General features: G+C 36.8%; 15 protein-coding genes. 13 read left to right on the forward strand and 2 right to left on the reverse strand.

Annotation, left to right across the window (positions count from 1 at the left end; all coding sequences use genetic code 11):
* Window positions 1-18 precede the first annotated feature (18 nt).
* From PQ460_RS07940 to murI, 10 genes are all read left to right on the forward strand, one after another.
* Complete coding sequence (locus tag PQ460_RS07940; protein WP_274172297.1) at window positions 19-1773, forward strand: Ig-like domain-containing protein; 1755 nt, start codon at window positions 19-21, stop codon at window positions 1771-1773.
* Window positions 1774-2219: 446 nt separating this feature from the next.
* Entirely contained in the window at window positions 2220-2528 is a 309-nt protein-coding gene (locus PQ460_RS07945; RefSeq protein WP_274172298.1) for a hypothetical protein, read from the forward strand.
* Window positions 2529-2758: 230 nt separating this feature from the next.
* The gene (locus tag PQ460_RS07950; RefSeq protein ID WP_273613053.1) at window positions 2759-2926 is read left to right on the forward strand and encodes a hypothetical protein; all 168 of its coding nucleotides are present in this window, start codon (window positions 2759-2761) and stop codon (window positions 2924-2926) included.
* Between the two features lie 463 nt (window positions 2927-3389).
* On the forward strand, window positions 3390-4004 hold the full coding sequence (locus PQ460_RS07955; RefSeq protein ID WP_273613052.1) for a hypothetical protein: 615 nt from the start codon (window positions 3390-3392) through the stop codon (window positions 4002-4004).
* Between the two features lie 223 nt (window positions 4005-4227).
* A complete protein-coding gene (locus tag PQ460_RS07960; RefSeq protein WP_274172299.1) occupies window positions 4228-5007 on the forward strand; it encodes an amino acid ABC transporter substrate-binding protein in 780 nt (259 codons plus the stop codon).
* Between the two features lie 149 nt (window positions 5008-5156).
* Window positions 5157-5816: an amino acid ABC transporter permease gene (locus PQ460_RS07965; RefSeq protein ID WP_274172300.1), complete on the forward strand. Its 660-nt coding sequence runs from the start codon at window positions 5157-5159 to the stop codon at window positions 5814-5816.
* A 15-nt stretch (window positions 5817-5831) separates the two neighbouring features.
* Window positions 5832-6578 (forward strand): amino acid ABC transporter ATP-binding protein, encoded by a 747-nt coding sequence (locus PQ460_RS07970; protein WP_274172301.1) that lies wholly within the window; start codon window positions 5832-5834, stop codon window positions 6576-6578.
* Between the two features lie 98 nt (window positions 6579-6676).
* Window positions 6677-7432 carry an SDR family NAD(P)-dependent oxidoreductase gene (locus tag PQ460_RS07975; protein ID WP_273613048.1) on the forward strand — a complete coding sequence of 252 codons (756 nt, stop codon included), beginning with the start codon at window positions 6677-6679 and terminating at the stop codon, window positions 7430-7432.
* Window positions 7433-7538: 106 nt separating this feature from the next.
* Entirely contained in the window at window positions 7539-8558 is a 1020-nt protein-coding gene (locus PQ460_RS07980; protein WP_274172302.1) for an alpha/beta hydrolase, read from the forward strand.
* 112 nt (window positions 8559-8670) lie between these two features.
* A complete protein-coding gene (gene murI / locus PQ460_RS07985; protein WP_274172303.1) occupies window positions 8671-9456 on the forward strand; it encodes a glutamate racemase in 786 nt (261 codons plus the stop codon).
* A 172-nt stretch (window positions 9457-9628) separates the two neighbouring features.
* Here the strand turns inward: murI and PQ460_RS07990 are convergent, their stop codons facing one another.
* On the reverse strand, window positions 9629-10054 hold the full coding sequence (locus PQ460_RS07990) for a hypothetical protein (protein WP_274172304.1): 426 nt from the start codon (window positions 10052-10054) through the stop codon (window positions 9629-9631).
* Between the two features lie 211 nt (window positions 10055-10265).
* On the opposite strand from PQ460_RS07990, the gene PQ460_RS07995 reads away from it, so the two are divergent.
* Window positions 10266-12539, forward strand: a complete 2274-nt coding sequence (locus PQ460_RS07995) for a glycoside hydrolase family 3 C-terminal domain-containing protein (protein WP_274172305.1) — start codon at window positions 10266-10268, stop codon at window positions 12537-12539.
* Window positions 12540-12723: 184 nt separating this feature from the next.
* Window positions 12724-13185, forward strand: a complete 462-nt coding sequence (locus PQ460_RS08000; protein ID WP_273613043.1) for a GNAT family N-acetyltransferase — start codon at window positions 12724-12726, stop codon at window positions 13183-13185.
* Between the two features lie 90 nt (window positions 13186-13275).
* Here PQ460_RS08000 and PQ460_RS08005 read toward each other — a convergent pair whose 3' ends face one another.
* On the reverse strand, window positions 13276-14013 hold the full coding sequence (locus PQ460_RS08005) for an MBL fold metallo-hydrolase (protein ID WP_273613042.1): 738 nt from the start codon (window positions 14011-14013) through the stop codon (window positions 13276-13278).
* 352 nt (window positions 14014-14365) lie between these two features.
* Between PQ460_RS08005 and PQ460_RS08010 the strand changes: the two genes are divergently transcribed.
* Window positions 14366-14920 (forward strand): stalk domain-containing protein, encoded by a 555-nt coding sequence (locus tag PQ460_RS08010; protein WP_273613041.1) that lies wholly within the window; start codon window positions 14366-14368, stop codon window positions 14918-14920.
* Window positions 14921-14936: the final 16 nt, after the last annotated feature.

The following is a 14936-nucleotide window of genomic DNA, read 5'->3' on the forward strand; positions in this document are numbered from 1 at the left end:
ACGAAAGAAGGAAATCATTTGGATGTCCATATGTTTGGAGATATCAACACTACTGACTTTAAATTTGTATTATCCCAGTTGGGCAAATTAATTACCGTAAATGGAATAGAAAGAAAGGCTCTTATTACAAATACACAATTGGAACAGAACTATGATGATAAAAGATTGACTACACTGGATTCATTTCAACGTGGCGATATTATTGTATACAACTCTCATAAATATATTGTCATATCAGAAGAAAATGATAAGCGTTATAACAAATATAAAGGTATTATACGTAAACTACCATTTACAATTACCTTTAATAAAAATTGTGATTATACCTATATAGATGCTTATATTGAGACTATCACATTTGGAATAGACGTAGGTGAATTTTTAACATTACCTTCTGGTTCTATCCATGTACATATGAAAGATGATGTTCATTCTCAGAAAATCGCTTTAAATGATAGATTTATAGTAAATAAAAAGCCATTCATAGTAACAGGTATAGATACATATGAGCGTGTAGGAATATGTAAAATTACAGCCAAAGTTGATCAAATATCCTCTAGTGATGATTTATTTAACAATGTGGCTAATGGTTTAGATTGTAAAGTTACAATTACATCGCCACTAAATAATGCGTTATTGGTGATAGGAGATACTTCGTTTGTCCAGTACAAGGCTCCATCTAGTGCCAAAATTATATTCAGTTCAGATAACTCTAGTGTGGCTACTATAAATTCGTCTGGTTTGATTACAGCCCTATCAGCAGGGACAGCAAAAATTAAAGCGCAGATCATTAATAATGAGATGTTCCAAGATTCCATTACAATTCATGTGAAAATACCAGATAAATTTACGATTGAAGTATCTGCTGATAAAACTTCGTTAGAGTATAACGAATCTTCTACAATCAAAAGTACTGTATATAATAATGGTATTCCTGTAAAAGATGCAGATGTAACTTATCAAGTCGTTTATGCAAATATGACAACAGAAGTATCTACAGATGTTGCTCAACTTGGCAATATCACTAATCAAATGGCTACTTTACTTAATGTAAATAAAGGAATCCCAGAAGATGTATATATCAAGGTTACGCTTAATTCTAATTCTACTATTTATGGATATGTACCTATGCATCTCAATTACTATGTACCTAATAATTATGGAGTTATGATTTATACAGGTCATGATCCAGCCCATGAGTTGGTTTATAACGATACAATGTTCTTAGGAAAATTTGTTTATAACAATGGTAAACAGGAAGACAATCGTAAAGTTAATTGGTCACTCGTAGCAAATGATAAAGTAACTGATATTCCATTATCTATTGCTTCTATTATAGAAGAAGATTCTTTCAATCAAATTTATGTGAAGAATACAAACATTACAGGATCAGATGTAACATTTTATATAAAAGCCGTACTTCAAGAAGATAACAGTGTAATAGATTATTATGAAGTTGTGGCTCATTCAGAAATGATAAAGAAATCAATTTCTATTTCTGGTAATACTACGATCACTAGTGCAAAAACAGATACTTGGAATGTTACAGTATCTCCTAAACAAGAAGATGTTACATGGTCGTTATTTGCAGATGATAAGACATCTACTACCAATAAAGCAACGATTACTAGTCAAACAGGAACAAGTGTAACACTTAAAGCCGCTACTGTGAGTTCAAGTATTCCACAAGGTTATTTCCAATTGAAAGCCACATTAAAATCTGATTCTACTATATATACATTCTACCGTATCCAATTAAAATCATTATTTTAAGACACTATCTTATAATTTGTATAACACTATTTACTTTTAAAATAAGCCACTATATAATAATGAAAGTGATTTTAAATAGTTAGTGGTTTATTTTATATAGATTCATGTATATCAAGGTTTCTTTATAGAAATACTAAATATACTATCTTGACAGGGTAGGGGTCAGTGGTTCGATCCCACTACAGGTCATAACCGAAAGTCCTTGTCTCTCAAGGGCTTTTTTATTTTACGTTTTATAGATATTTTGTAACTAAACAAAGCCGGGGACAAATTGGAGACGAAATATTTTATTATATTCTCTATTTATCAAAAACCTTGATATTTAAGGCTTTTTTTGTTACTTTAAAACTTCGATAGATACTAGATAAATAGCTAGCTGACTTCGAATATTAAAAATACTTAATTTCATATTTAATATGATTTATTCAATAAAGGAGCGACATCATATGATTCAGCGTTATCGTATTACCAGAGAAATGCAACAACCAGAAGGTCAAGTGGATCCGATTACATTAGAAGAGTGTCAGGCTTATTTTTCGTTGCAGCCGGACTTTATCTATACCCCTGTGTTTACCGTTAAAGGAGAAGCTACGATGTCGATCGAAGGAGATTTCTTCTTGTGGGATATTGGAACAGCTTCAATTCCGTTTCGTCATTATGAAGGTGATCTATACGTATCAGGTACCAATGAAGCTGTTATCCCAAAAATGATAGAAGTGGCTAGTGCATTACGAGCAGATATTGCAGAAGGATAAGGCTGCCTGTATAAAGTTCCAAATGATTTTGGAACTTTTTTTATTTTTCTAAAATTCTTCAAACAACATATTGATACTATTTGATAACGATTACAAACTATATATACCTCTAATTAGTTTCTAAGTATTTCCAATATATTTGTAAAAGTGTGTTTTAAACGACTGTAATCGGGGTCATATTAAATAAGCGTATCATTCAAGAGCGTATTAATTGATTTGGAGGAATTATGATGAACTTAGAATCTATGGTAACAGCACCTGTAATGGAAACAGAAGATACAGAAAATAGCTTTGTGGCTCAAGTACATGCTATTTTGAAAAATCGTCAAAATTCCGATTTAGCAGTAAGAGGCAAAATTAGCGAATTGGTTAGCCGATATACAGCAACAACCAACTAAACTGCATACATTTATCTAACAACAACTATAAATCATACTATATATAAAAACAGGCTGAACATTAGTGTTCGTCTGTTTTTTGATGTGTAGATTGATAAAGCATACATAGAGGCTCCTCTTACATATGTATCTGGAAAGTAAAAAAGAGACAATGAAATACGCTTGATGAAGGTGTAATAAAACAGTAAAAATCCCTGTACATCTACAAATATTCCAACAAAATACCAGATAGGTTTACTATAAGCACAGAAAAAAATGGTTTAATTTTTGACTTATGGTAAATATTTTTGATAATAACTGTGCTTCTTTTGATTTGAATTGTAATTAAAAGGTTAAATCCTTGTATAGATTAGATTTATTTGTATACGATGGTAGCTTAGTACATTTATTTTAAAGGTATCCACCTTGTCGAATAAACGATTTACTAGCCCAATCAATTCAACAAGAAAAGGGGTAGAATCTTATGCGTCAACAGCACCGATATGTCAATATGGATGTGCAGTACAATGACCAGATTCTTGATGTTAGTATTGTTTTTTATATGTATGGTAAGTTATCCAAATCGTATATTCGTTTTCGTTACAAAAAAGTAGATATCTTTGAATTGTATGATAGTAAAGAAGAAAATTACCAACAAGCTGTAAAAACAATCTGTGAATTGATTGATACGATCGGAGTCGAAACCTATAGAAAATTCGATCGTAGTATGGGCGAATTGAAACGCATCTACAGTAGACGAATTATTGTAGATAATAAAGTATATGCTAATTTTTATGAAAGTGAATTAAGTGTAGGCGAACGATTTATGTATAGCCGCGAAATCATGATGAACGATGGTAACCAATTAGAAGACCATTTGCTAATTGAAGACCGTGAAGATGTAGAATCCAAACAGCAAGTTTTGCGTAATTTGCGTCGCAAAGTTAAAAATTATTTTGAGGAAGTCGAAGTTCTACCGCATCCTCAATATTTAAATACAAAATATAGCTTGGTGTATCAGGACATTACCGATTGGATGGAACAGAATATTCCTACTTATTATATTCAGCGTTTTATGAATGCACTGGAAGCCGTATAATAGCTATTCCAACAGCACCCCTAAGCGGGTGCTTTTTATATGTATTTTTACGATAAGCATTATGATTAGACATTGGATACATAGTCACAAATGTTAAATAACTAAATATCTTTTACTTCTATACGATAGCGCTCGACTTCACTTCCATGCTATGTTATTATAGTGGTTCTGATAACGTGGTAACGAACTAAAGCGTTCGGTAAATTGTAAGAGGAGCGATCATATGAAACAGAGAAAAATAGCAGGATGGGTATTACTTTTTAGTGTTGTTTTATTGGTATTGGCAGGATGTTCTAGTGGTACTAACAAGGACGACAATAAGTTAGTAATCGGCATCGATGACAAATTTGCACCTATGGGATTTCGTGATGAACAAAATAATATTGTTGGTTTTGATATTGATTATGCCAAAGCGGCAGCCGCTAAAATGGGTAAACAAGTTGAGTTTCAGCCGATAGACTGGTCTGCCAAAGAATCTGAATTAAATAGTGGACGGATTGATCTGATCTGGAACGGATATACGATTACAGATGAGCGCAAGCAAAAGGTACTATTTACCAAACCTTATCTAGCGAATAGTCAGGTGGTGGCAGTGCTTGCTAACTCACCGATTAATACGTTTAATGATCTAGCTGGCAAAACTGTAGGACTACAATCACTATCTTCCGCTTCAGATGCGTTGGAAGCGAACCCGATCAAAGCACAACTTAAAGAAGTAAGCGAGTTTCCTGATAATGTACTGGCATTGAGCGATTTGAAAAATGGTCGTCTGGATGCTGTCGTTATTGATGAAGTAGTTGCTCGTTATTATATGTCTAAAGAGCCGAATACTTTTAAATTACTGGATGAATCGTTGTCTCCTGAAGAATACGGTATCGGTGTAAAACAAGGTAATGAAGAATTGCTTAACAGCTTGCAAAAAGCGCTGGATGAATTGAATAGCGATGGTACCGCAGCCAAAATTTCAACAACATGGTTTGGCGAAGATAAAGTTTTGAAATAACACCAGTAAAGATGATGTATAACTGTTTGATAAAATAGTGCACCACATATAAAAAATCATCAGAAAACCGGTTGAGCGATACAACCCGGTTTTCTTTTGTAAAGAGCAAGACTTGAATTCAAAATGTTGAGATGTAGGAGTCGAATATCATGAGTGTAGATTACTTATTACAAATTATAGGCCCGATGCTAGAGGGTGCTAAAAATACGATTATTCTATTTTTGATTGCAATCGTACTTTCGATCCCATTAGGATTTGGAATTACATTGTTAGCTAATAGCAGTATCAAATTATTATCTTGGATAGCCCATACGTTTATCTATATTACTCGTGGAACACCGCTATTGTTGCAATTACTCTTTTTCTGCTTTGGATTACCGATGTTGCCGATTATAGGTGACTATTTGGTATTTGATCGTTTTGTAGCAGCAGGGCTTGCTTTTGTATTGAATTATGCGGCTTATTTTGCAGAGATTTTTAGAGGTGGATTATTGTCGATTGATAAAGGACAACATGAAGCTGCACAGGTGCTTGGACTTAGCAAATGGCAAACGATGACCAAAGTCATTATCCCGCAAATGATTCGGGTAGCATTACCTGCACTGGCAAATGAGTCAATCACGCTGGTAAAAGATACTGCATTATTGTATGCCGTAGCTGTACCGGAATTACTTCACTTTGCACAAACAGCTGTCAATCGTGATTTTACAATTACCCCGTTTGTCTTGGCTGGTATTATTTATCTATTAATGACATTAGTATTGACGTTGCTGTTCAAAGGATTGGAACGTCGATTTAAATTTGAATAAAAGGAATGTCTATCTATGACTATGATTGAAGTACAACAACTCAAAAAAAGTTTTGGCGACCTAGAAGTGTTAAAAGGTGTTAATTTTACAGTTGAACCTGGAGAAGTAGTGGCTATTATCGGACCTTCTGGCTCTGGCAAAAGTACTATGTTACGCAGTCTTATTCATCTGGAAGAAGTCAACAGCGGCAGCATTTTATTTCAAGGTCAAGCATTAGTAGAGAACGGCAAGTATACTAATGCAAGTCAGATCAAAAAAATAACGTCACGTATGGGAATGGTTTTTCAGCACTTTAATTTATTTCCGCATTTGACGGTGCAACAGAATTTGGAATTGGCTCCCAAAGCGGTCAAAAAAGAAAGTATAGCTGATATTCGCAAACGCAGTGAAGTCATTTTGAATAAAGTCGGATTGCTTGATAAAGCCAATGTGTTACCAGCTAATCTGTCCGGCGGGCAGAAGCAACGGGTAGCGATTGCGAGAGCATTGATGCTTAATCCTGATATTTTATTATTTGATGAACCGACTTCAGCGCTTGATCCAGAATTAACAGGTGAAGTATTACGAGTGATGCAACAACTAGCGCAAGAAAAAATCACGATGGTTGTTGTCACACATGAGATGAATTTTGCTAGAGATGTAGCGGATCGGGTGATCTTTATGGATAAAGGCGAGATTGCTGAATCCGGTACTCCGCAACAGATTTTTGAGAATCCTCAATTAGACCGTACCAAAGCTTTTCTTAGTCGTGTAGAAAAATAAAAATCAGTCTATACTTAGAGTATAAATACTTGTAAGTAAGTCTGATACCAGCATGCGATAATGCTATGTATTCAGAATACTTCTGATGGAGGAATAGAATGAATACACAATCCAAAGTAGCTATTATTACAGGAGCTGGAAGCGGTCTTGGTCAAGCAACCGCTCTGAAGTTAAGTGATAACGGAGTGAGTGTAGTTGTTGTCGATATCTCTGAAACTGCTGGTCAAGAAACCGTATCTATGATCGAAGCCAAAGGTGGAACAGCCCTGTTTATCGCTGCTGATGTCAGTCAAGCACCACAGGTAGAGCAGTTTGTTGAGCAAACGGTAGCTACATTTGGGCGTATAGATATGTTTTTCAATAATGCAGGCATTTCAGGCCCGGGGCTAAAGTTAGCAGATCATACGATTGAGCAATTCGATCAGATTATTAATATTAATTTGCGTGGAGCTTTTTATGGAATGAAATACGTAATTCCTGAAATGCTCAAAACAGGCGGCGGTTCGATCGTCAATACAGCTTCTACTGCAGGTGTAGTAGGCGTACAGACAGTAGGTCCTTATGCCGCTAGCAAACATGGTATCATCGGCTTAACACGTACAGCAGCGATTGAATACGGCAAAGATCATATTCGTGTTAATGCGATTGCACCCGGTACGATTGAGACACCGATGGTCGCTGAATTTGGTAGACAAAATCCAGAGACGATGAAAGCAACAGTAGACAGTATTCCTTCTGGACGTTTAGGTAGACCAGAGGAAATTGCGAATCTGGTAGCTTTCCTATTAGGTGATGAAGCTCCTTATATTAATGGGGCAGTATATTCTATCGATGGTGCTGTAACCGCGCAATAAGATAGAATAGGTTATCGCACTAGAATTTGGTACAATACGTATGCAAGAACCCTTGAATAACCATTTCAAGGGTTTTTCTTATTTTGAAAGTATAGGAGCTGAAGACATGACTACACTAACATATACACGTCTTATTAATCGAACACTTGAAATTTTGGCAGAGAATAGCAGTCAAGAAGCGTATACCTATATAACTGAACATGCTCATGAAGTGAAAGGTAACGATGCACAAGTGTATAATTTTCGTTATTCGTTAGCGGCGGCGTCAGGCATGAATACAGAAGCATTGCAATTATTACAAGAAGCTATTTTGGAAAAAGGGTATTGGTATTCTTCAACGTATTTGCTGGAAGAAGAAGATTTGAAGTCTTTGCGTGATCAAGGTGAATTTCAGAAATTAGTAGAACTATGCGCAGAACGAGAAACACTAGCACGTGAAGAGTCTACACCTGAATTGAAAATTTTGTATCCACATGATCAAGAAGATCATACGATAAAGCAGACCATTATTGCGCTACATGGTGATCAGGAAAATATGGAGATTGCAGAACCGTACTGGATCAGTCTACTTGATCATCATTACCGGTTAGCTTTACCTCAATCTTCACAAATTCTTTTTACAGATGCATATGAATGGGAAGATGTAGAGCAAGGGGTAGAAGAGTTGAAATGGCATCTTAGTGATATTATGACAGAAGATGCGCAAAGCCCTGCTACACCGTCACTCAAGCCGATTGTAGGAGGATTTTCCGCAGGTGCAAGAGTAGCATTATATACAGCGATTCAAGAGCCTACAGCGTTCAGTGGCTTGATTCTATTAGCACCATGGTTGCCAGAAGCATCAGAATGGGAGCAAGGTCTAGCAGGGTTACAAGAAGCTGGAGTGAAGCTTTCGATTATGTGCGGAGAATGGGATGACGATTGTCTACCGGGCACAATGGAACTGATCGAAGCACTTCAAGAAGCTCATGTAGATTACCAGTATATTGAACTGCCTGAACTGGATCATGATTATCCTGAATCATTTGCTCAGTTATTGCACGAATCAGTCACTTATATTCAATCGACAGAACAAGAAAACGAAGATGAACTGAATCCTACAGAATCTACAGACAACAACGAGTAATCTAAAAGCATATCTCAAGTTTATTTTAAAAATGAATTCAAAAAAGTTATAATCATAGAACGATTTTATTACAAAGACAACAAGTTGCCGTCTTGAAAGAAGAGTGAATACATTGAAAATTGGAGTTTTTGACTCGGGGATTGGTGGATTAACTGTTTTACATGAAGTGCTCAAAGTATTGCCAGCAGAAGACTATCTATTTTACGCAGATACTCAACATGTGCCTTACGGTGAAAAGCCCAAAGACGAGGTGCGTCAGTATATTTTTGATGCGGTAGATTATCTGGCAGCCCAACATATCAAAGCATTGGTAATCGCTTGTAATACAGCAACCAGTATAGCGGTGAATGATCTACGTCAGCGTTATGATTTTCCTATTCTTGGGATTGAACCGGCAGTTAAGCCTGCTGTGCAGAACAGTATGATCAAGCACAAAAAAGTACTGGTTTTAGCAACAACATTAACATTACGAGAAGAAAAATTTCAAAATTTGGTACGTTCGATAGATACAGCTGATATTGTGGAAAGTTTGGCTTTGCCAGGTCTTGTACAACTAGCAGAAAAAAGACAGTTTGCAGAGGTAGAGGTACAGTCTTATTTACAACAAGCGCTAGCAGGATTGGATCTCAATCAATATGGTACTATCGTATTAGGATGTACGCATTTTCCTTATTTTAGAGAACATTTGCATCATTTCTTTCCTGAAGAAGTCGATATTATTGATGGTGGAGAAGGAACTGCACGTAATCTGTACCGTATTTTGCAACAACGTTCTCAGATCGGTGAAGGAACAGGTCAGATCAGCTATGTAGAATCAGGTCAGATTATCCATGATCCTGAGCGACTCAATAACTATGATCAATTGCTGTTGAGATTGTCAGCTTCTTCGATATTATGATGATTGTAAAACCTGATTGAACTAACACAAAAGATATCAAGTCAAGCGCAGACTTCTATGGGAAGCTGCGCTTTTTGTGATAGATATAAGAGGAGAGTATGGAGTTGAAAGATGGATATTATAGAAATAAACATTATCACCATAACGATAAATGTAACTGGCGCAGCTATGATTACGAAACTTGCGTAGGAGAAGTAGAAGCAACATTAGGCGTTGTAGAATGACGAAGAGAACGGGTAGTTGTAATCGAGATGAATTTACGTCTTGTAGCAGTAGGTCTGACGACAGATTGAGTTATAGCAGTAGAAGATTCAGTAGTCTGGTGAGCTGTAGCATCTATAATCGGAGATGCAGTATATCCAGTCAGACGAGGATGAAGCGGTTGAACAGGCTTAATCGTAGGCTTGAGCTTGGACTTCGCAGGTTGCCACGCAAGAATCTGATCTTCGCGAAATGTACGCGGACTACCTGTACGTAGACAGTCAGCATAGACTAGACCTTTGCGAATATGCTTAATCTCGATACGTCGCTGTGTCAGTTGATTAGAACGATCCATATATACAATTTCCACAATTTCACCTACATATTTAGATAACATAGCATGTACTCCTATCCGAACATTTGTTCTTATTTATATTCTTATTATATACGAACATACGTTTCTTTTTCAAGTGTTATTTGTTGTTTTCAAAATAAGTACCAATTACATATGGATCGTACCATACAGCCTATACATTTCAGCTTATGCTTATATTGGGTAAATGAATTAATGAAGATTGATTTTAGGTATAGCCATTTAAGGAGGACTTATGAAAACAGATATTCCACAACTATTATCGCAAATGACACTTGAAGAAAAAGCTAGTCTTTGTTCAGGTCTTGATTTTTGGAACACACAACCTATCGAACGTCTAAATATTCCATCTGTAATGATGACAGATGGCCCGCATGGATTACGTAAGCAAGCTAAAGAAGCGGATCACTTGGGGTTGAACGATAGTGTACCGGCTACCTGTTTCCCGTCAGCCGCAGGAATGGCTTCTTCTTGGAACCGCGATCTTATTCGTCAAGTAGGGGAAGCACTCGGTCAAGAATCGCAAGCAGAGAATGTCGCTGTTTTGCTTGGACCAGGGACTAATATCAAACGCTCTCCGTTATGCGGACGTAACTTTGAATACTTTTCAGAAGATCCGTATCTTTCTGCTGAATTAGCAGCTCATCATATTCAAGGCGTACAAAGTCAAGGTGTAGGTACATCACTTAAACATTTTGCCGCTAATAATCAAGAAGAACGTCGTATGAGTGTAGATGCTATTGTGGATGAACGTACATTACGTGAAATTTATCTAGCTAGCTTTGAAGGAGCTGTTAAGCAATCTCAACCCTGGAGTGTGATGTGTTCATATAACAAATTAAATGGAATATATACTGGTGAAAATGAATTTCTATTAACCAAAGTATTACGTGAAGAATGGGGATTTGAAGGATTTGTAGTGTCAGATTGGGGCGCTGTTAATGAACGTGTAGACGGTCTGCGAGCAGGTCTAGAACTTGAAATGCCTGCAAACAATGGTATCGGTGATGCCAAAATCGTCAAAGCTGTACAAGAAGGACAATTGGACGGAAAAGTTGTCGATCGAGCAGTAACACGAATTTTAGAATTTATTTTCAAAGCAGTAGAACAGCGTCAACAAGATAGTTCATATGAGGCAGAAGAGCACCATGCACTAGCCCGTAAAATAGGTCAAGAAAGTATGGTTTTACTTAAAAATGAAGATCAACTATTACCGCTTGCTAAAAAAGGAAATATTGCGGTGATCGGTGAGTTTGCTCAAAATCCACGTTATCAAGGTGGCGGTAGTTCCCATGTGAATCCTACACAACTGGATAAAGCATTGGATGAAATGACCAAGCTTGTTGGGGATCAAGGTCATGTATCGTATGCAGCTGGCTATGATCTGGATAGCGATGATATCAAAGAAGAATTAGTTCAAGAAGCTGTACAATTAGCAGAAAAAGCTGAAGTTGTAGTGTTATTTACAGGGCTCCCTGATCGTTATGAATCAGAAGGATATGATCGTACGCATCTTCATATCCCACAAAATCATCAGCATTTAATCGAAGAAATTGCCAAAGTGCAGCCTAATTTGATTGTTGTACTTAGCAATGGTTCACCTGTGGTAATGCCATGGATAGGACATGCCAAAGCAGTACTAGAAGGGTACTTGGGCGGACAAGCATTTGGTGGTGCAGTTGCCGATTTACTATTTGGTGAAGTGAGTCCAAGCGGAAAATTAGCTGAGACTTTCCCTATGCAGTTAAGCGACAATCCATCCTTTTTGAACTTTCCAGGTGAACAAGATCGGGTAGAGTATCGTGAAGGTATTTTTGTCGGCTATCGTTATTATGACACCAAGCAGATCCAACCTCTATTCCCGTTCGGTTACGGGTTAAGCTACACTACATTTGCATACAGTGATCTCAAAGTCGATCGTGAGCAATACAGCGATCAAGATCAAGTAAAAGTAAGTGTGAAGATTACCAATACAGGTCAAGTAGCAGGCAAAGAAATTGTACAATTATATGTAAAAGATAGTGAAAGTATAGTGATACGTCCGGAGAAAGAACTCAAAGGATTTGCTAAAGTGCATCTACAAGCAGGAGAAAGTCAGACCGTAGACTTTACACTCGATAAGCGTGCATTTGCTTATTACAATGTAGATTTAGCAGACTGGCATGTGGAATCAGGAACATTTGAGATTCTGATCGGTTCTTCTTCTCGTGATATTCATGTCCAACAATCGATCAACGTTCAATCCAGTGTAGAACTTCCGCTGACGATTGATCGCAACACCACGATGGGCGATATTACGACTCATCCCAAAACAGAGCAACTGGCGAAAGAATTGCTGGATCGTTCAGGTATGGGACAATTGTTCGACGCTAGTGATGATATGATGTCAGCGATGGTTAAAGGAATGCCGTTACGGGCGCTGGTCAATTTCGGACAGGGAAAATATACAGAAGAAATGCTTGCCCAAGATATCGAAAAGTTAAATCAAGCATTTGTACCACATCAATAATTATCAGATCAAACAGCTCTTTTTCATATAGAAAAGGGCTGTTTTTTTGTATGTTTTAGAACGAAGATTATAGGATTTAAATATAAATTATGTATCCAATGCTAATAACAGCCGTCTTTATCTTCTATTTATATGATACAATTGTAAAGAGTACACAATGGGAAGATCGAAGGAGCAAAATAAAATGGCGATAGAAGTGATACGCGTACAAACTCAACAACAGTTAGAAGAATGCTTGAATATTCGGAGACAAGTATTTGTTGTAGAGCAGAAAGTTCCTGAAAGCAGAGAAGTAGATGAGTATGATCAATTGCCCAATGATGGCGTAGCTTATCATTTTCTGTTACAAAAAGATGGCGAGAATATTGCCGCAGGTCGTATGATTCGTTATGAAAACGGAGCAGCTAAAATGCAACGTATTGCTGTATTACCTGGTTATCGTAGAGGTGGGTATGGCAAATCTATTCTTTTGGGTATGGAAAATTATGCGCGCCAAAATGGATTTGAAAAAGCTTTACTTGATTCTCAATGTCAAGCCGAAGGATTTTACAATAAAATGGGATATATCACAATTTCCGAAGAGCCTTTTGAAGATGCAGGTATTGCTCATGTTAGTATGAAAAAGCAACTTGTGGTTACCATCTAAATTATTATGATCGTTATCAATCGTTGTTAACATAGCAAAACCGCGCCAATTGTATCTGGCACGGTTTTTTTGTTGTATTTCAAAAGGGAATTAACCCAATGTATAAAATTGATGTTGCTCCAAAAAGGTCATCTCTTTGGTTTTGCCGATAAAATCTTCTTTGTCATCATTATAATGCATCAACAAAATAGTCGAACGTACTTGCTCGGGTAAAGATAACAATTCATCCAGTGTCGCATGTACGATACCCGGAGGATGTAACTGGCAATCATGCAGAATCGTCTGAACCCCACGCTCATAGACTAAATGTTCCAATAGATGAGGCTGGAATTTCATATCTCCACTATAAAAAATAGTCTCATTTACTAAAAACGAATAGCTATTTTTTCCATCAATATGAGGTGTCTGAATTAATTCGATATCCAATCCTTCGGTTAACGTGATCGGTTGTTCAGCCACAATCGGTCTTACATCAAATACATCTTCAATCCGCTCTATTCCTTCTTGCGTCATACCACCTGATAATGTGTGTTCCCACAAAGGACGTACTAATGTACTAGCAATATATAGAACCGGTTTACGATTATAGATAAATTTCATCTGAAATCCTAATTCTTCAAGACCACCTACATGATCTCCATGAATATGAGTAATCAGAATCGCATCAATTTCATTAACAGTTTTGCCTAACTGGTGTAACGCAAGCGGAGCTGTAATACCGCAATCCACCATTAGCGTATAGTCACCTACATGAATCAATGCATTATTATTATGATAATTTTTGGCAAAAGCATTACCTGTTCCTAGCATCTGTAGTTCAATAGACACAGTATTCCTCCTGTCTGTATGGTGCATGTAATAAAGAGATGTCTATCCAATCATCAGACATTCTTCCTTCTCAATGTACCATGAATATAAGCCAGAAGGGAAATGCAGGAATTGGATTCTGGCATAAATGCAGATAAAGATACAACCACACGTAATTGGTTTAATGATAGTTGAAACAGCAATCGTGCGAGAATCGTACTTGTCAAAAGGTTACAATTTTTTTACCGCAACTGAACGGGACTATTGGAGTATATATCTATAAGAAGATCAGCATAGAGATACAATGCTTTTATAATACAGAAAGAATTGGAGTCGATAAGCTTTTTCTAAATATAAAAGGAGGGGTTTTTACGTGATATGGAAAAGAGTTGCAGTCTGTGCATTAGCCTTTTTCTTAATGAGCAGTTCGGTGCTATTTGCAGATGCTGTAAGTCAAAAGATTAAAGTATGGATTAATGGAAGTGAGGTCAGTGATGGAGCTTACATGATCGATGGCAAAACCTATGTGCCTTTGCGTGAAATTCAAGGTCTTGTCGATTATGATAATGATGCCAAAACCGTCAAACTTACCAAACCCAACGTACATATCTTTTTATTCAAAAATGATACGGCGTTTGGCAACGTCAGTAAAGGAAAGCTCAAATTCAATGTATTTAGTCAGGTAGACAATCTACAAACAGATATTGTAGGCGTCAAAGTGGCTATTATTGATCCTTCAGGCAATCAAAAAGATATCCAAAGTCAGGATATCACGCAACAAAAAGATAACTTCTGGTTCCGCACATACGATTTCACGTATGATTTTAATACCGCAGGGAAATATACGGTTGGATTTTATATGAAAAAGTCTAAAGCTAGCGATTATGTGCTTGTCTCACAAAAAGTAATTACAGCGCTAAATCAATAATAATGAACACACAGTA

The organism is Paenibacillus sp. KACC 21273 (genome assembly GCF_028736095.1).
Taxonomy (GTDB): Bacteria; Bacillota; Bacilli; order Paenibacillales; family Paenibacillaceae; genus Saccharibacillus; species Saccharibacillus kyungheensis.

Coding starts and splice junctions, on each gene's coding strand:
- PQ460_RS07945 (WP_274172298.1), top strand. CDS start 2,220: ATGATTCAGCGTTATCGTATTACCAGAGAAATGCAACAACCAGAAGGT.
- PQ460_RS07950 (WP_273613053.1), top strand. CDS start 2,759: ATGAACTTAGAATCTATGGTAACAGCACCTGTAATGGAAACAGAAGAT.
- PQ460_RS07955 (WP_273613052.1), top strand. CDS start 3,390: ATGCGTCAACAGCACCGATATGTCAATATGGATGTGCAGTACAATGAC.
- PQ460_RS07960 (WP_274172299.1), top strand. CDS start 4,228: ATGAAACAGAGAAAAATAGCAGGATGGGTATTACTTTTTAGTGTTGTT.
- PQ460_RS07965 (WP_274172300.1), top strand. CDS start 5,157: ATGAGTGTAGATTACTTATTACAAATTATAGGCCCGATGCTAGAGGGT.
- PQ460_RS07970 (WP_274172301.1), top strand. CDS start 5,832: ATGACTATGATTGAAGTACAACAACTCAAAAAAAGTTTTGGCGACCTA.
- PQ460_RS07975 (WP_273613048.1), top strand. CDS start 6,677: ATGAATACACAATCCAAAGTAGCTATTATTACAGGAGCTGGAAGCGGT.
- PQ460_RS07980 (WP_274172302.1), top strand. CDS start 7,539: ATGACTACACTAACATATACACGTCTTATTAATCGAACACTTGAAATT.
- PQ460_RS07990 (WP_274172304.1), bottom strand. CDS start 10,054: ATGTTATCTAAATATGTAGGTGAAATTGTGGAAATTGTATATATGGAT.
- PQ460_RS07995 (WP_274172305.1), top strand. CDS start 10,266: ATGAAAACAGATATTCCACAACTATTATCGCAAATGACACTTGAAGAA.
- PQ460_RS08000 (WP_273613043.1), top strand. CDS start 12,724: ATGGCGATAGAAGTGATACGCGTACAAACTCAACAACAGTTAGAAGAA.